At 70.9% G+C, this 17,211-nt stretch carries 12 protein-coding genes; 4 read left to right on the top strand and 8 right to left on the bottom strand.

The window, feature by feature from the left end:
- Positions 1-49: 49 nt before the first annotated feature.
- The 4 genes from murJ to CRP55_RS19390 are packed head-to-tail and all read left to right on the top strand — an operon-like array spanning position 50 to position 7,939.
- A complete protein-coding gene (gene murJ, locus CRP55_RS19405; RefSeq protein ID WP_097321493.1) occupies positions 50-1,516 on the top strand; it encodes a murein biosynthesis integral membrane protein MurJ in 1,467 nt (488 codons plus the stop codon).
- A gap of 45 nt (positions 1,517-1,561) precedes the next feature.
- The gene (locus CRP55_RS19400; protein WP_097321492.1) at positions 1,562-2,785 is read left to right on the top strand and encodes an MFS transporter; all 1,224 of its coding nucleotides are present in this window, start codon (positions 1,562-1,564) and stop codon (positions 2,783-2,785) included.
- Between the two features lie 46 nt (positions 2,786-2,831).
- Positions 2,832-4,151 (top strand): P-loop NTPase family protein, encoded by a 1,320-nt coding sequence (locus CRP55_RS19395; RefSeq protein WP_097321491.1) that lies wholly within the window; start codon positions 2,832-2,834, stop codon positions 4,149-4,151.
- Complete coding sequence (locus CRP55_RS19390) at positions 4,148-7,939, top strand: DUF2753 family protein (RefSeq protein ID WP_097321490.1); 3,792 nt, start codon at positions 4,148-4,150, stop codon at positions 7,937-7,939. The genes CRP55_RS19395 and CRP55_RS19390 overlap by 4 nt, the downstream gene beginning before the upstream one ends.
- Here the strand turns inward: CRP55_RS19390 and CRP55_RS19385 are convergent.
- From CRP55_RS19385 to CRP55_RS19350, 8 genes are all read right to left on the bottom strand, one after another.
- Positions 7,920-8,711, bottom strand: coding sequence for a M15 family metallopeptidase (locus CRP55_RS19385; protein ID WP_097321489.1), 792 nt, complete (start codon positions 8,709-8,711; stop codon positions 7,920-7,922). The genes CRP55_RS19390 and CRP55_RS19385 overlap by 20 nt on opposite strands.
- Positions 8,712-8,766: 55 nt before the next feature.
- Positions 8,767-9,789 carry an ABC transporter ATP-binding protein gene (locus CRP55_RS19380; protein WP_097321488.1) on the bottom strand — a complete coding sequence of 341 codons (1,023 nt, stop codon included), beginning with the start codon at positions 9,787-9,789 and terminating at the stop codon, positions 8,767-8,769.
- Positions 9,786-10,595 (bottom strand): ABC transporter permease, encoded by an 810-nt coding sequence (locus CRP55_RS19375; RefSeq protein WP_097321487.1) that lies wholly within the window; start codon positions 10,593-10,595, stop codon positions 9,786-9,788. Before CRP55_RS19375 ends, CRP55_RS19380 begins: the two co-directional genes overlap by 4 nt.
- Positions 10,583-11,476 carry an ABC transporter permease gene (locus CRP55_RS19370; protein ID WP_097321486.1) on the bottom strand — a complete coding sequence of 298 codons (894 nt, stop codon included), beginning with the start codon at positions 11,474-11,476 and terminating at the stop codon, positions 10,583-10,585. Before CRP55_RS19370 ends, CRP55_RS19375 begins: the two co-directional genes overlap by 13 nt.
- Positions 11,469-12,587, bottom strand: a complete 1,119-nt coding sequence (locus tag CRP55_RS19365; RefSeq protein WP_245923167.1) for an ABC transporter substrate-binding protein — start codon at positions 12,585-12,587, stop codon at positions 11,469-11,471. The genes CRP55_RS19370 and CRP55_RS19365 overlap by 8 nt, the downstream gene beginning before the upstream one ends.
- 98 nt (positions 12,588-12,685) lie before the next feature.
- Entirely contained in the window at positions 12,686-14,245 is a 1,560-nt protein-coding gene (locus CRP55_RS19360; RefSeq protein ID WP_097321485.1) for a methyl-accepting chemotaxis protein, read from the bottom strand.
- A 60-nt stretch (positions 14,246-14,305) separates the two neighbouring features.
- Positions 14,306-15,346, bottom strand: a complete 1,041-nt coding sequence (locus tag CRP55_RS19355) for a GGDEF domain-containing protein (RefSeq protein ID WP_097321484.1) — start codon at positions 15,344-15,346, stop codon at positions 14,306-14,308.
- A gap of 726 nt (positions 15,347-16,072) precedes the next feature.
- The gene (locus CRP55_RS19350; RefSeq protein ID WP_281260798.1) at positions 16,073-17,125 is read right to left on the bottom strand and encodes a CaiB/BaiF CoA transferase family protein; all 1,053 of its coding nucleotides are present in this window, start codon (positions 17,123-17,125) and stop codon (positions 16,073-16,075) included.
- Between the last annotated feature and the right edge of the window lie 86 nt (positions 17,126-17,211).

Here is a 17,211-nt window from a genome sequence, read left to right as displayed (position 1 = left end):
GCGCCTACCATGACCGGCGATGACTTCTCCCGGACAGGCCGGCCGCAGCATGGCGGTGGCGACCCTCGTGTCCCGCGCCGCCGGCTTCGCCCGCGTTCTGGTGGTGGCGTCGGCCCTGGGCCTCGGCAGCCGCCTGCTCGACGCGTACAACGTCGCCAACACGCTGCCCAACGCCGTCTTCGAGATCGTCGTCGGCGGCGCGATGGCCAGTGTGGTCGTGCCCCTGCTGGCCCGCTCTTCCCACGCCGGCGACGCTCAGCGATTGCTGTCGCTGACGGTGTACGGCTTGAGCGCCATCACGATCGCAGCGATGGTCACGGCGCCGTGGATCGTGTCTCTCTACACGCCGGGATTCTCCGCCGATCAGCGCTCGACCGCCGTCCTCTTCGCCCGCTTCTTCCTCCCGCAGATCCCCTTCTACGGGGTGAGCGCGGTCGCCGGGGCCATTCTGAACACCCGCGGCCGTTTCGCCGCCCCGGCCTGGGCTCCTTTGATCAACAGCGTCGTCGTGATCGCGGTCGGGCTGCTGTACCTGGCGGTTCCCAGCTTCACGCTCCTGGCCGCCGGCACCACCGCCGGCGTCTTCGCCCAGATGGCGCTGGTGGTGTGGGCGCTGCGCCGCAGCGGCTTTCCGCTGCGCCTGCGCTTCGACCTGCGCGGCCTCGGCCTGCGCCGGATAGCCCGCCTCGGCGGCTGGGCGCTGCTGTCGGTGGCCGCCGCGCAGGTCCTGCTGGCCGTCGCCACCCGCGCGGCCTCGCTGAGCGGCCCCGGCGGCGTCAGCGTCTATCAGAACGCCTCGGCGATCTTCCAGGTGCCGTACGCGGTGATCGCCCTCTCGGTGATGACCGCGATCCTGCCGCGCCTGTCCCGCAACGCCGCCCGCCACGATCTGCGCCGGGTCACCGACGACCTGTCCCGGGCGATCCGCCTGGCCGTGGTCATCCTGGCCCCGGTCGCCGCCGCCATGCTGGTGCTGGGCCCGCAGATCGCCACCCTGCTGTTCGCCCACGGCAACAGCTCACCGTCCGCGGTGACCCGGCTCGGCCTCGTGGTCGCCGCCTTCGGCGTCGCGCTGGTGCCGTTCACGGCGTACGCCATCCTCCAGCGCGGCTTCTACGCCCTGCAGGACACCCGCACCCCCGCCCTGATCACCACCGGCGTGACGGCCGTCGGCGTCCCCGGCTGCCTGGTCGCGGGCTGGACTCTGCCTTCCGCTCAGGTCGTGGTCGCGGTTCCTCTGGCGTACGCGGTCGCCTACACCACCGGCCTCATCGCGTCGGCCATCGTCCTGCGCCGCCGCCTGGGCCGCCTCGACGGCCACCGCCTGCTCCGCACCCACGCCAAGGTGGCCGTGGCCACCGGCGCCGCCGGAGTCGTGACCGCCCTGCTCAGCGATTCGCTCCCGGTCGCCCTGATCAGCGCCGCGGTCCTGTTCCTGGCCATCGCCGAACTCCTGCACCTGACGGAGATCCGCCAGCTGTATAGGATGACCGGCATGTCGTTCCTCCGTGCGTAGGCCGCCGCTTCTCCCCGCGGCCCTACTCCCACTCGAGGAACAACCATGCCTTCATATCTTGCTGTCCTGCGCACGCCGCAGGCCGCGCGCGCTTTCAGCGCCGCCCTGATCGGCCGCCTGTCCTACGGCGTCGTCTTCCTGTCGCTCGTCCTGTCCGTCACCCAGGCCACCGGCTCGTACACGGTCGCCGGCACCTTCACCGCCCTGTTCGGCTTGACCAGCTCCTTCCTGTCCCCGCTGCGCGCCCGCTTGATCGACCGCTGCGGGCTCCGCCGCGCGCTGGTGCCCCTGGCTTCGGCGTACGCCCTGCTCCTGACCTTGATCGCCGCCGTCACCTGGCGCCCGGGGCCGCCGAACCTCGTGCTGTGGTCGCTGGCCGTCACCGCCGGCGCTCTCACCCCGCCGCTCGGCCCCATCATGCGGGCACTGTGGACAGACCTCATGCCCACGGAGGAGCTGCGACAACGAGCCTTCTCGCTGGACACGGTCTGCGAGGAGCTGCTGTACGTCACCGGCCCGCTGCTGGCCGGCCTCTTCGCGGCCGTGGCGAACCCCGCGCTGGGCGTCGCGGTGAGCGCCGCCCTGGTCCTGACCGGAAGCATCCTGCTGGCCGGCGCGCCGACGTCCCCGCCGGCCCCGCCGCCGATCTCCCAGCCGGCCCCGCCGCCGGCGCGAGGACCGGTGCCGGTGGTTCTCGCCCCGGTGCTGGTGTCGGCGGCGGCCGGCCTGAGCCTCGGCGCGCTGAGCCTGCTGGTGGTCGCCTTCGCCGACCGCACCCACCACATCGCGGCCGTCGCCTGGCTGGAGGCCGCCCTGGCCGTCGGCAGCGTCACCGGCGGCCTGGTCCACGGCGCGATCAGGTGGCGCTCGCCCGGCGAAAGACGCCTCCCACTGCTGGCCTTCGCCTTGGGCCTCTCCCTGGCCGCCGCCGGACTGGCCGGCAACCTGTGGGCGCTCGCCGCCCTGGTCGCAGTCACCGGCCTGTTCCTCTCACCCGCCTTGACCACCGCCTACCTGATCGCCGACAGCGCGGCCCCACCCGGCGCCCGCGTCCAGGCCGGCACGTGGGTGAACGCCGCCTACAACCTGGCCAACTCGCTGGGCGCCGCCTCGATCGGCCTGCTGATAGGCCGTTTCCCGCTGTCCGTGTGTTTCGCCTTCACCGCCGCGCCCGCGATCCTCGTCGCCGTACTCACCATCGGGTCGTTCCGCCGGGCGGCTGAAATCGACCGGTTCGCCGCGCGTGCGTACGAGGGAACTCGCCTTTAGGAACTATGGTTCTGGATGCCGTCATGTCACAGCCGGAGGAGGGCCGATGGCCGACAAGACCGAGCTGTCGGACGTCTTCGGTATCCGCCCGACGGTGAACTCGCGATCGTACGTCGACCGCGGGGGTCTCGACGAGAAACTGAGCTATGTGCTCAGCGCCGGCCGCCACGTCGTGATCCACGGCGACTCCAAACAGGGCAAGTCCTGGCTACGGGCCAAGCTGCTCGGCACTGACGACGTCATCGTCGTGCAGTGCCAGCCGGGCACGACCACGGAGCAGCTCCTGCAACAGGCGCTGGGCGCGCTGGGCATCCGCAGCGAGATCAAGCAGAAGTCCGTCGGCACCTACGAGGGCACGATGGAGTTCTCGGGGACCGGCGAGCTGGGCGTCAAGATTCTCACCAAGCTGGGCTTCGGGGCGAAGCTCGCCGGCAAGGCGGTCCGGACGAACGAGGTGGAGTCGCAGCCCATCGGCCAGACGCCGGCCGATCTCGGCTGGGTCGCGAAGGTTCTGCACGCCGCCGAGAAGCAGCTGGTCATCGAGGATTTCCACTACGTGTCGGAGGACAACAGGCGCGAGGCAGCCTACCTGTTCAAGGCGCTCGGCGATTTGGGTGTCTTCCCGGTAGTGATCGGTGTCTGGCCCACCGATCACCTGCTTTCGTACTACAACGGCGACCTCGAGGGTCGGGTCGAGGACATCCACCTGACATGGACCGACGACGAGCTCAACGAGGTGCTCAGGATGGGCGCCAAGGAGCTGTCCATCGGCATGTCGGCGTCGCTGCGCCGGGATCTGGTGAGCGACGCCTACAACAACGTGGGTCTTCTCCAGCGGCTGGCGGAGAGCGTCTGCCGCGAGGAGAAGATCTTCGGGCTGCGGAGCGACTCGCCGTACCTGACGCCTGGCGACAGCCTCGCCCGTGCCCGCTCCGCTGTGGCCGACTCGATGCAAGGCCGGTTCGACAACTTCCTCGACAGTTTCGTGCGTGGCATGCGCCGGCTCGGTCACGGCCTCGAGGTCTACCGGTACGTGCTGTGGGCCGTCTCCGAGGCGGAGGACGCAGACCTACAGGACGGGCTCGAACAACCGGAGTTGCTGGCGAGGATCAACGACGCGGCACCGTCGCCGATCCGCTCGGCCGACCTCACCCAGGCGCTTCAGCGCATCGACCGGCTGCAAAGCAAGATCAACCTCAAGCCGGGCGTCCTGATGTACAACCGGCGGACCAAGCGCCTGTTCGTGGTCGACAAGTCCTTCCTGTTCTACCGCCGTTACGGCCGGCCGGACTGGCCGTGGCTGGAGTCGGATTTCGACCCGACCAACGATCTGGCGGCCAAGGAGCCGCTGGACCTCGACTCATGACCCCGCCACCGTTGGACGATCTCGGCGAGCCCCGGGCCCGGCTCTCACCCGCGATCCGCGACGCCCTGCACGCCGGGCGGGCCGGCCTCGGGGAGCCCGGCCCGCCGGTGGTGCTCGGCCGTGAGGAGGAGGCGGCCTCGGCCCTGAGGAGCCTGGAGTCGCGGCCCCGAGGGCTGACGATCACCGGACGGCCGGGATCGGGCGCTTCGACCCTCGCGCTGCTGGTCGCCCGAAGGTGGAACAAGGCGCATCCCGGCGGCCGGGTGGCGGTGGTAGACCTCGCAGGCCCCGATCGCCGGGTGCACGACGCCGTCCGGGAGTTGCTTCTCTCACTCGGTGTCGCCCTCGACGCGTTGCCGGCACGGCTGGAACAGCAAACGAAACTGCTGCGGGCCACGATCAAGCCGGAAGACATCGTGGTCCTCGACAACTTCCGGCGGAGCGAGGTCGCCGACCAATTGACCGAATTGCTGCCCGAGGCCGGACGTTTCATCGCGACTGCGCGGCTACGCAGCAAAACGCCCAATGTGACGGCGACCGCGCTTCGCCCGGAGGACAGCCTGACACTGCTCGGGCGAGAGGCATCCACGACGGAGACCGACGGGCTGATCGCCCGTTGCGCGGGTCTTCCGTTGGCTCTTCGGCTCGCGGCAGGCGGCGGCGACCAGTTCAGCATCGATTACGACGATCCCATCGATTTCGCCGTGCGGTTGGCGGCGCTGAGGGTGGGGGAGGCGACCGGCAGCAGCGCCCGCTCCATCCTGAAGATGCTTCGGTCCCTGGTCGAGATCGGAGGAACCGCCGATCCGGAGGCCGCGGGCGCGGTGTGGGCGATGGGCGAGGCAGCCGCCCGGCAGCATCTCGCTGTCCTGGAGGCGGCCGGTGTGTTCTACCACGACCCGGCCCGGGGTCTCGCGCTGCGACCGGCGCTGGCCGAGGCCGCGCTTCCCGATGCACCGGACGGCGTCGTGGCCGCGTACGTCAGTCTCGCGGGTCGCAAGGCCGGCCGGGGGCGGGCCGCCGACGTCGCCTGGCTCGACCGGCAGTGGCCGGCGGTGCGCGAGGCGGTCCGCCGGTCCGTGCGCTCCGGCGGGCCGGACTTCCTGGAGACGGTGAGCAACTTGCGCCGGGTCGCGGGGATCCTGAACCGGCACCACGACCTCCTCGTCCTCGACGAGATCGCGCAGGACGCCGCGCGGAGCCGCGGCGACCAGCGGTCCGAGGCGGAGGCGCTCGGCCGGCTCGCCTTCGACCACTACCGGACCGGAGCGATCGACGAGGCCGAGGCCGCGGCGGGCGAGGCGGTCCGCCGGGCCCGCGCGGTCGGCGATCCGGTGCTGCTGGCGGCCCAGCTCATCCGCGCGTCGAAGCTCGCGCTGGCCCGGCGCCTGTTCGACCAGGCCATCTCCGGGCTGGAGGACGCGGTCCATCTCGCCCGTGACGGCGGCGATGTGCCGCTGGAGATCGACGCCCTGCTCACGGCCGCAGACTGTTACCGGCACGTCCGTAACGTGGAGGACGCGGCGGGCGCGCTGAGCCGCGTCCGGCATCTGCTGGCCGACCGCTCGCCCACCGAGGACGATCCCGGACCGTGGACCCGGCTGGCCCGCTCCTACCTGGAGCTGGACCTGCCGCAGGAGGCCTTCCAGACGCTGGTGCCGCTCCTCGGCGACGGGACGCCCGCCAACGCGCCGGTCGCCCTGGAGCTCATCGGCGAGGTGATGCGGCGCGAGGGCGACCGCAGCGAGGCGGTCCGGGCCCTGTCCAACGCGGTCGAGTTGTACCGGGAGCACGGCGACGAGGCGGGCGAGTGCCGGTCACTGGTGGCTCTGGCCAAGTTGACGGTCGAGGACGATCCGCTGGGCGCCGCCGTCCATCTGGATCAGGCGCTGGACCTTGCTCGCCGGTCGGCGGATCTTCCGCACCAGGCGCGTATCTGGAGCGAGCTGGGCAACGCCTTCGCTGCCGGCGGTGAGGTCGCGGAGGCGATGTCCGCGTTCGACTACAGCATCGCCACCGCACGCGAGCTCGGCGACCTGCACGCGCTCGCGCTCGCCCTGGCCGGCCGGGGCCGGCTGGTGGCCCGGCTCGGGCACTCCGCCGACGCCCTGGCGACCTTGGGCGAAAGCTTCCGGCTGTTCGAGTCGCTCGGCGCCGTCCAGGAGACGGCCGCCGTCAGCCGTGACGTGGCCGACCTTCTGATCGCCGAGGGCTCGGCGGACCGCGCGGTCGACCTGATGGAGCAGGCCGTGTCACGGGCCCGCGACGCCGATGACCTGCCGAGCGAGCTGCTGAACTTGGGCTTGCTGGCGAAAGCCTACGAGCTGGCCGGTATGGGCGAGGACGCGCGCCAGGCCCAGTCCCGTGCCCGCCGGCTCGCCGGCCGGCTCAGCCAGCGGTCGGACGTGACCGAGGCGGTGCTGTCGATCGTCCCGCTCCGGCTTGCGCCCAGCGGCGGCAGCGAAGCCGTCGAACGCGACCTGCTGACCCTGGTCGAGCAGATGACGCCGGGAGAGCCGGCCTCGGTGCGGGTGCTCCAGATGCACTGGCGCGCGGCTGTCACCGCTTTCCGGAACGAGGACTTCCGGCGGTCCCGGCACCATCTCGATCAGCTCGTCGAGCTGGCGAGCGGTGCCGGCGCCGACCGCCTCGACATGCGATCCATGCTGTTCACGGCGTACCGCGGCCGTGCCGATGTGTCGGCCGCGACCGGTGAGTACGAGGCGGCGCGGCGCGATGTGGAGAGGGCCCTCGCGATCGCCCGTGGCGGTCCGGAAGAGCAGTCGGAGATGCTCGGGCTGTACCTGCAGCTCGGCGACCTGGTGGCGCGCACCGGGGACCTTCGGGCGGCGGAGAACTACTACCGGAGTGCTCTGGAGTTCGGCGACGACACGGAAGGCGAGGATCTCCACGGCATTCACGCGCGACTGGGCGACCTCGCCCTGTCGCAGGGCGACCTCAAGGCCGCCGATGCGCGATATCGCCAAGCGCTCGCGCTGGCGGAGGCCCGAGCCGACGGCCGGCCGATCGGCCTGTACCTGCGGCAGTTGGGTGACATCGCCCGTCGCGCCGGGCGAGCGCGGGAGGCGACGCAGTTCTACCAGCGCGCCTTGGACATCGCCCGTGGCGTGACTGCGGAGGCGGCCGACGATCCGAACGCGCTGCGCGACCTCTACGTCACCCTCGCCGCTCTGGGGCAGCTGTCCCGCGATGTAGAGGACTACCGGACCGCTGTCGACTATTTCCGGCGAGGCTTGGAGATCGTCGAACAGTTGACAGCCGCGCTGCCGGGTGAGGCCACTCTGCGAAGCGACCTCGCCGCAGCACACCGAGGGCTGGCCGACACGTACCGGGAGGCGGCCGACTGGGACAGCGCCGTCCGTCACTATCGTGAGGCGCTGTCGGCCGGCGAGTCCGTCATGGCGTTGGACCCGGACGATGTGCAGGCCGCCCGGGAGGTGTCAATCACGCACGACAGCCTCGCTTTGGCATCGGCCGACCGCGGTGAGATCGCGACGGCGCTGGATCATTACCAGCAGAGCCTGGAGATCGCCGAGCGTCTCGCGGCCACGAACCCCGGCAACCTCCTGCTCCAGCGCGATCTTGTTATTTCACATCAGAACCTCGCACAAGCGCTGAGTACGCAGGGTTCGATGGCACAGGCGCGGCGGCACATGCGCATGGCGCTGGACGTCGCGGTGCGGCTCAGCTCGCAGGACCCGTTGAACCAGGACTATCGGGCCATCGTCGCCACCCTCGAGGAGAGGGTCAGCGGTTTGTCAGGCTGAAGTGCATGTAGTCCTTGAGGCTGCGCCAATAGCCGCCCCAGTGGTAGCCGTTCCACAGGAACGCCCGGGCCGCTCCCTCCGGGTGGAGCATGCCGATCAGGTAGCGGTCGCGGTTCAGGTAGAAGGCGCTGTTGGCCGGGGAGACGCTCGTGCCCCGGATCATCGGGTTCTGGAACGGGTTGATGTCGACCGCGACCCCCGACGCGTGCTCGGAGAAGACCTTTGTCCCGCCGACGTTGCGGCAGCTGTACGCGGCGGTCACCGTGGCCATGTTCCGCTGGGTGGGGTTGTTGATCCGCATGGGCGCCATGCCCAGGACGCGGAAACGCCAGTTGTACAGCGTGTGGAAGATGTTCTGGACCCGGCGGACGGCGTCGACGCGGACCACGATGCTGCCGTCGTGGTGGGTGCCGGCGAAGTCGATGTAGGAGACCCAGACCTTGCGCAGGCTCGTCGGCAGGACCGGGCAGCGGCGCAGCGGATTCCAGTTGACCATGCCGGGGGTCACCTGCTCGATGTGGGTGCGCCACGGCGGGAGCAGGACCGGCGGCTTGTTGAGGCGCATCACGCCGTCGACCTGCACGGTGGTGTTCAGCGGGAGCTGGTTCCACCGGGCCAGGGTGGCCTTCGAGTGGCCGTACATGCGGGCGATGCTCGCCAAGGTGTCGCCGGGGCGGACCACGTGCCAGGCCGGGGCGGCGGCGGTGGCCGGCTTTATGAAGACGGCAAGACAGGAAAGGGCGAGCAGGGCGGCCAGGGATCTCTTCAGCACGGTTTCCGACCGTACGAAGAGATCCCGGCGAGCCGCAGCGAAACGCGAAAAAACGTCAGGCCAACGCGACCGGGCTGGGGGACAGGGTCACCCGGACCGGAGCGCCGGCCGGCAGTGAGGCCAGGCGGTCGCTGGCGATCTGGGCGACGACCAGCACCTCGCCCACGGTGACCGTGACCTTGCTGATCGGGCCCAGGAAGCTCGTGGTCACGACGCGGCCCTCGCCGTCGGGGTGGGGCTCGACCGTCACCGATTCCGGGCGGACCAGGGCCGTGGCCGGCGACGACGACGAGGACGGGGCGATCAGCGGGAGCCGGTGGCCCAGCACCTCGATCTCCTCGTCGATGATCGTGCCGGGCAGGCGGTTGGACAAGCCGACGAACTCGGCCACGAAGGCCGACGCGGGAGCCTGGTAGATCTCGGCCGGGGTGGCGAGCTGCTCCAGCTTGCCGGCGCGCATGACGCCGACCCGGTCGGCGACCGCGAGGGCCTCCTCCTGGTCGTGGGTGACGAACAGCGTCGTCGTGCCGATCTCGGTCTGGATGCGGCGGATCTCGTCGCGCAGCTGCACGCGGACCTTGGCGTCCAGGGCCGACAGCGGCTCGTCCAGCAGCAGCACGCTCGGCTCGATGGCCAGGGCGCGGGCCAGGGCCACGCGCTGCTGCTGGCCGCCGGACATCTGATGCGGGAAGCGATTCTCGAAGCCCGTCAGGCCGACCAGGTCGAGCATGTCCCCGGCGCGGTTGGGGGAGGCCTTGCGGCCGCGCAGTTTCAGCCCGAACTTCACGTTGTCCAGAGCGGACAGATGCGGGAAGAGGCTGTACGCCTGGAAGACCATCCCCATGTCGCGCTTGTTCGCCGGCAGCGCGGTGACGTCCTTGCCGCCGACGAGGACCTCGCCGCTGTCGGCGTCCTCGAGGCCGGCCAGCACCCGCAGGGCGGTGGTCTTGCCGCAACCCGACGGGCCGAGCAGGGCGATGAACTCGCCCGGCGCGATCGACAGGTCCAGGTTGTCGAGGGCGTGCACGGAACCGAACGTCCGGCGCAGACCCAGCAGATGGACGGCGACGCCGGTCATGACGTGGATTCCTTACGACGACGGGAGGATCGGCGCTCGCCGAACAGGGACAGCAGCAGGAGCAGGACGAAGGCCAGCAGCAGCGCGGTCAGCGACACGGCGACCGACATGGTGGCGCTGCTCTTGCCGAGGAACGCGATGGCGACCTGAAGGTTGGTCCGGTTGAGCAGCGACGCGATGGTGTACTCGCCGAGCACCAGGGCCACCGTCAGGAACGCGGCCGACAGCACCGCCGAGCGGATGTTCGGCAGCACGACCCTGCCCATCACGGTCGCCCAGCCCGAGCCCATGCTGCGGGCGGCCTCGGCCAGCGTCTTGACGTCGATCGCCGACAGCCCCGCGTCGATCGCGCGATAGGCATAGGGCAACACGAGGATTGTGTACGCGAACACGAGCGTCACCGAGGAGCCACCGAGGAAGTAGTTCACCCAGGCGTAGACCGGCGCCAGCCCGACGACCAGCACGATGGCCGGGATCGTCAGCGGCAGCAGGCACAGGAACTCGACGAGCCGGCGCAGACGGGGCAGCCGGAGTCGTACCCACACCGCGGTCGGCACCAGCAGAAGCAGCATCAGCACCGCGGTCAGCGCCGCTTGCAGCAGCGACGCCACGATCCCGTCCGACAGGTCAGGATAGGTGGCGCTGAGCTGAGGCCAGTCGATCAGCAGCGACCACGTGTTCGAGTCACGCGTGGAGAACTCGACCATCGCGACCAGCGGCAACAGGAAGAAGACGCCGAGCACGATCAGCACGGCCCAGCGGAAGGCGCGCTGCTTGCGGGCGCGCCGGGCGATCACCCCAGCCATTTCGCCGTCCTCTTCTGCAGCAGCGTGTACAGGCCCATCACGACCGACACCACGATCACCATGCCGAGCGCCATCGCCTTGCCGACGTTGGCCTGACCGAGGATGACCTCGCTGGTCAGGGCGCTGCGGATCTGCAACGGGACGATCGGGTTGCCCTGGCTGACCAGGGCGGCCGCGGTGGCGTACGCCGAAAACGCATTGGCGAAGAGCAGGAGCGTGGAACCGAGGAACGCCGGGCCCAGCAGCGGACCGGCGACGCGGGTCCAGTACTGCCAGGTGGTGCCGCCGAGGCTTTCGGTCGCCTCGCGCCACTGCGGGCGGATGCCGTCGAGCGCGGGCAGGAAGACGATGACCATGAGCGGGATCTGGAAGTACGTGTAGACCAGCGTCAGGCCCGGCAACTCGAACAGCCACACGCCGCCCGAGTAGATGTCGATGCCGTGGTCCTGCAGGAAGACGGTCACGAAGCCGGACAGGCCGATGGTGGCCAGGAAGGCGAAGGCCAGGGTCACGCCGCCGAACTGGGCGAGCACGCCGGCGGCGGCGGTCACCACGCGGCGCAGGACGCCGTCGGGACGGGCGGTGGCCAGGGCGTACGCCAGGACGGCGCCGAGCACCGCGCCGACCAGCGCGCTCATCGCCGACAGCGCGATGCTGCGGCCGAAGGCGTCGAGGATGTACTCGTTGCCCAGCGCCTTGATGTTCTCTCCAGTGGCGCCGCCGTCGTTGCTCGCGAACGCGCCGATCACCACGACCAGGGTCGGGATGATCAGGAAGATCGCCACGTACGCGAAGAACGGGAGCGTGCCCAGCAGGGCGGTGCCCCGCAGGCGTGGCCGGGTGGCCACGCGCTGCGGAGCGGCCGCGACGACCTCAGCCAATGGCCTTGGCCCAGCTCGCGGTGAGGGCTTCCTTGGCCTTGGTGTTCTGGGCCTCGGTCGGGATCACCGGGGTGCCCTCGATCTTCGGGAGCGCGTCGTACAGGGTCTTGTCGATCGTGCCGGCCTTCTGCATGGCCTCGGCGCGCACCGGGCGGGCGCCGCCCTTGAGCCACAGGTTCTGGCCCTCGTCGCTGTAGAGGAACTCCTGCCACAGGCGCGCGGCGGCGGGGTGCGGGGCGTCCTTGTTGATCGCCTGCACGTAGTACGAGCCGAGGACCGCGCCGTTCGGGACGAAGGTCTTCCAGGTCTTGGTCTTGGCGGCCTGGGCGGCGTTCAGGTAGTCCCAGTCGAAGACGACAGGGGTCTGGCCCGACTCGATGGTGGCCGGGGTCGGGTCGACCGGCAGGAAGTTGCCGGCCTTCTTGAGTTGGGAGAAGAAGTCGACGCCGGGCGCGATGTCGTCGGCCGAGCCACCGTCGGCCAGCGCGGCCATCTGCACGCCGCCGAACGCCGAACCGGCCTGGGTCGGGTCGCCGTTGAGGGCGACCTTGCCCTTGTACTCCGGCTTGAGCAGGTCGGCCACGCTCGCCGGGGCCGGGACCTTGGCGCTGTCGTAGCCGATCGACATGTAGCCGCCGTAGTCGTTCGTCCAGGCGCCGTTCGCGTCCTTCAGGCTGTCCGGCACGTCGGCCCAGGTGCTGACCTTGTACGGGGCGAACAGCGCCGTGTTGGCCGAGGCGACCGAGCCGCCGAGGTCGAACACGTCGGGCGCCTTGTCCTGGCCCTTGAGCTGGTTGGCCGCGTTGATCTCGTCCTGGCTGGCCGCGTCGGGCTGGGCCGAGTTCACCTTGATGCCGTACTTGTCGCCGAAGGCCTTGATGATCTCGCCGTAGTTGGCCCAGTCCGGCGGCAGCGCGATGACGTTGAGCGCGCCCTCCTTCTTGGCCGCGTCGACCAGGGCGTCCATTCCGCCGAGGTCGGCCGCGCTGGTCGCGGTCGCCGCGCTGCTCGACGAGGACTCGCTCTCCTTCTCGGGCGGGGAGCAGGCCGCGATCGCGGCAATCGTGGTGGCCGCCAGCGTGACGGCGACCGAGCGCTCGAATGTACGCACCGTTTTCCCTCTCTCTGCGCACACCGTGCCGGTGGGCGCCGAGCGATCATGAGAGGGGTGGGTGAACGGGCGGGAACGATCAAGCACCCGGCCGAAGATCAAAATTTGAAGGTGCTCACCAGCTGGCGCAGTTCGTCGGCGGTCCGCGCGACCTCACCGGAGGCGTGCCGGGTCTGCTCGACGCCCTGCACCGACGCGGCGCTGGCGGCCGAGACATCGGCGATGTTGGTGGCGATGCGCGAGGAGCCGTTGGCCACCTCGGCGATGCTGCGGCTCATCTCGCCGGTGGTGGCGGTCTGCTCCTCGACGGCCGAGGCGATGGTGGTCTGGAAGTCGTTGATCCGCGCGATGACCTCGGAGATCCGGGAGATGACCTCGACCGCCCCGGTGGTGTCGTGCTGGATGGCGGCCACCCGGGCGCCGATGTCCTCGGTCGCCTTGGCCGTCTCCTGAGCGAGGTCCTTGACCTCGGAGGCGACCACGGCGAAGCCCTTGCCGGCCTCACCGGCCCGCGCGGCCTCGATGGTGGCGTTGAGCGCGAGCAGGTTGGTCTGCTCGGCGATCGAGGTGATCAGCTTGATCACGTTGCCGATCTCGGCCGAGGAGGTCCCGAGCTGGCGCACCGTCTCGGTGGCGCGGGCCGCCTCGGAGACCGCCACCGAGGCGATCTGGGCCGACTCGCTGGTGTTGCGGGAGATCTCGCGGATGGCCAGGCCCATCTCGTCCGAGCCGGCCGAGACGGTCTGCACGTTGCGGGAGATCTCCTCGGCCTCGGCGGCGGCCGAGGACGACTGGGCGCTGGTGTTGCCGGCCGCGTCGGCGATGGTGCCGGAGATCGAGGAGAGCTCGGCCGAGGCGCCGGCCAGCTTGTCGGCGTCCTTGGCCACCGTCTCGAGCGAGACCCGGAACTTCTCGAGCGCCCCGTCCAGGTGGGCCGCCATCACGCCGAGCTCGTCGCGGCTGGTGATGCCGCTGCGCTTGGTCAGGTCGCCGTGGGCCAGGGCGTCGGCCACCTCGCCGAGCCGGCGGACCGGCTTGAGGATGGAGCGGACCAGCGGGACGGCGAGCCCGATGAGCAGGACCAGGCCGCCGGCGGCGACGAGAATCGCGAGCAGCTGGGTCGACTCCTCGGTCTCGGTCATGTCCGAGCGCTCCTGGGCGACCGCGGCCTCGACCTTCTCGACCAGGGCGCCCAGCGCGTCGTCGGTGGTGCCGTTGCGCTCGGCGATCTCCCCGATGCGGGCCTTCACCGCGGCCGGGTTCTTCACCGCGTCGGCGACGAACGAGTCGATGAAATCCGAGAAGTCCGAGAAATCGCCCTGGGAGGTCTTGAAGGAGGCCACCAGGTCGGCGGGCAGGCCGGCGTTCAGGACGGCCGCCTGCGCGTCCAGCGAGGACTGGATGTCATCTTTGGTGTCGGCCGAGGTGTCGATGCCGAGGGCGGCCCGGTAGGCGTCGGCCTTGAGCTCGCTCTGCCGCGTGTCCAGGTGGTTCAGGGCGGCCAGCCCCGCCTCGAGCCCGGTGATCCGGTCGCTCTGATCGGCCAGGCTGTCCTCGCCGGCCAGGGTGAGCCCGGCCAGGGCGCTCATCAGCACCGCGCCGGTTCCGACGATCAGTCCCAGCCTCTTGGCGATGCCGATGTCCTGAAGCTTCCGCATGTACCCTCCGAGCTCGCGACGTTGCCTGCTCGATCGGTCATCCGGAATCGGACATGAGATCTATCGGGACGCTTTCTCCCGATACATCGCAGCGTCCGCCGCAGACGACAATTGCGAAAAGTCGGACAAATCGTTTTGTGTACGGTGGGCCGCCCCGATGCTCACCCCCACACTGACGAGCTGACCCCGCACCGCGATCGGTTCGCGGATGGCCGCCCGCAGCCGCTCGGCGAGACCGTCCGCCTCCTCGGCCGACGCGTCGGCCAGCACGACCACGAACTCGTCCCCGCCGAGCCGCCCGGCCAGATCACCCGAGCGCAGGTGCGAGGTCAGCCGCGCACCGACCACACAAAGCAGCTCGTCCCCGGCCGCGTGCCCGAGCGTGTCGTTCACCGCCTTGAACCCGTTCAGGTCGAGCAGCAGCACGGCCATGGCCCGCCCGTCCAGCTCGGCCGCGTACGTGCTCAGCCGCTGCCGGTTGGGCAGCCCGGTCAGCGAGTCGTGCGTGGCCTGATGATCGAGCTGCCGGCGGATCGCCTGAAGTTCCCTGACCTGACGGCCGTACGCGGTGGCCAGCGTCCCGCCCAGCGCCGCGATGAGCAGATTGACCAGAATCGCCATGGTCACATCGCCGTGGTGGAACGACTTCTCCCCGTACCGCGCCGCCGCGAAGACCAGCACCAGACTGGTGGCGAGCCACGCGATGAGCGCCCCCGGCAGCCTCCTCCGCAGCGCCGCCACCAGCACGGGAAGCGCCAGAAGCGGCCAGGTGGTCTGCATGCTGTAGGCCTGGATGCCGACGACGATCCCGCCGATGGCGATCACGTCGCAGACCGTCTGAAGGGTGCCGAGTGCCCCGTACCACCGATCGCCGGGTTGATGGAAGTTGACCGCGGCCAGCACGTTCGCGAGCACCATCAGCACAATGCCGGTAACGCAGGCGAGCCGCATCGCCGGATGCACGTGGGCTTCCGGCGGCAGCCCCGAGAGCCCCGACAGAAACGCCAGGGTCGCCAGCACGCCCGCCACCCGGGCCAGAAAGGCACTGGCTTCAACGGTGCGCCGGCGCCGCCAGGCGGAGTGGTCCACGGTCACGTTCATCCGCCCTTGAATCGGCCGCGGCGGCAGACCCCTGAGCCTTCAAAGAAAGCTCACAGCCGCCGAACACCCAACCCGCCGCGCGACAACGGAAGGCGCCACGGGGGGCCCGAGGAAGGCGCGGGGGTGGAGGCGGCGGGAGACGCGCTGTGAGAGGGCGGCCGAGGTGGGGAGGCGTGGAGGGGCGGGAGACGCGTTGAGGGAGGGCGGCCGGAGTGGTCGGCGGGAGACGTGCTGGGGAAGGGCGGCCGAGGTGAGGGGGCCGAGGCGGGGGAGACACGCGGAAACGGAGGCGGCCAAGGCGAGTCGCCCGGGGATCGTGCTGCTAGGTGCAAGGCGCCCAGGGGCTATGCGGATGAAGGCGACGCGCCCGGGGCGGCACCGCTAGAGCCGAAGCGGCGGGAGTGGCACGGCTAGGAGCGAGGCGCGGAGGTTCGTGCAGCTAGGGGCGAGGCGCCCCGGGCGTGGCGCGGCTGAGGGCGAAGCGGCGGGGTGGCGCGGCTGAGGGCGAAGCGGCGGGGTGGCGCGGCTGAGGGCGAAGCGGCGGGGTGGCGCGGCTGAGGGCGAGGCGCCGGGTTCGCGCGGCCGAAGGAGGGGCGCCAGAGGTCGCGGGGCCGAACGGGAGGCGCGCCGGGGGTCGCGCCGCACAAGGGGAGGCGCGGACAGGGCGGCGGAGCGAGGTGCGGGGCCCGGAGCGCGCCGCGGTGACGGCGCGCGGGGAAGCGGGGGTCAGGTCCAGTCGGCGAGGACCTCTGGGATGGTCACGGGGGTTTCGGGGGTGGGGGTTTTCGGGGTCGTGCGGGAGAAGCGTGGGGCGGGGGCGGGCTGGCGTATCCCGTCTACCTCGATGAAAGTGTTGCGTTCGGCGTTGTGGGGATGGTTGGGGGCCTCGAAGGGGGAGAGGACCGGGGCTACGCAGGCGTCCGAGCCGGCGAAGACGGTGGACCACTCGGCGCGGGTCTTCGATGCGAAGGCCGACGCGAACCGCGCCCGGAGCGCCGGCCAGCCGGACTTGTCGTATTGATGCGGCAAGTCGGCTGAGGACAGGCCGAGGCCGTCTAGGAGGGCCTGGTAGAAGGGGGGTTCGAGGGCGCCCACGGCCATGAAACCGCCGTCGGCCGTCTCGTAGGTGTCGTAGAAGGGTGCGCCGCCGTCCAGGAGGTTCTCGCCGCGGGTGGTGCCCCACTGGTTGATGGCGGTCATGCCGTGCACGAAGGTCATGAGCAGGGCCGAACCGTCGACCATGGCGGCGTCGACCACCTGGCCGCGGCCGGAGCGGGAGCGTTCCAGCAAGGCGGCCAGGACGCCGACGGCCAGCAGCATGCCGCCGCCGGCGAAGTCGCCGAGCAGGTTGATCGGGGCGTGCGGGCGTTCGCCGGCGCGGCCGAGCGGCTCGAGCGCGCCGGCGATCGCGATGTAGTCGATGTCGTGGCCGGCCCGGGCGGCCAGCGGGCCGTCCTGCCCCCAGCCGGTCATCCGGGCGTACACCAGCCGGTCGTTGATCTCGGCGAGGGTCTCCGGCCCGAAGCCGAGGCGCTCGGCCACGCCCGGCCGGAAGCCCTCGACGAACACGTCGGCGTGCTCGGCCAGCCGCAGCAGCTCGGCGACCCCGTCCGGCGTCTTGAGGTCGAGCTCGATCGTGCGCCGCCCTCGTCCGAGCGGCCCCAGCGGCGGGAACTGCCCGCCGGGCCGGTCGACGCGCACCACATCGGCACCGAGGTCGGCCAGCACCATGCACCCGAACGGCCCCGGCGCCAGCCCGGCCAGTTCGACAACGCGCACGCCCTCCAGCGGCCCGCTCACGCCGAGGCCCCAGCACCCGCCACCCGAGCGGCCCCGCGGTGATCGCTCAAGCCGGCCGCGGCTCG

It is taken from the genome of Paractinoplanes atraurantiacus (genome assembly GCF_900215205.1).
Taxonomy (GTDB): Bacteria; Actinomycetota; Actinomycetes; order Mycobacteriales; family Micromonosporaceae; genus Actinoplanes; species Actinoplanes atraurantiacus.
The sequence above is the reverse complement of the archived record's forward strand: the minus strand, read 5'-3'. Positions and strand labels throughout refer to the sequence as shown.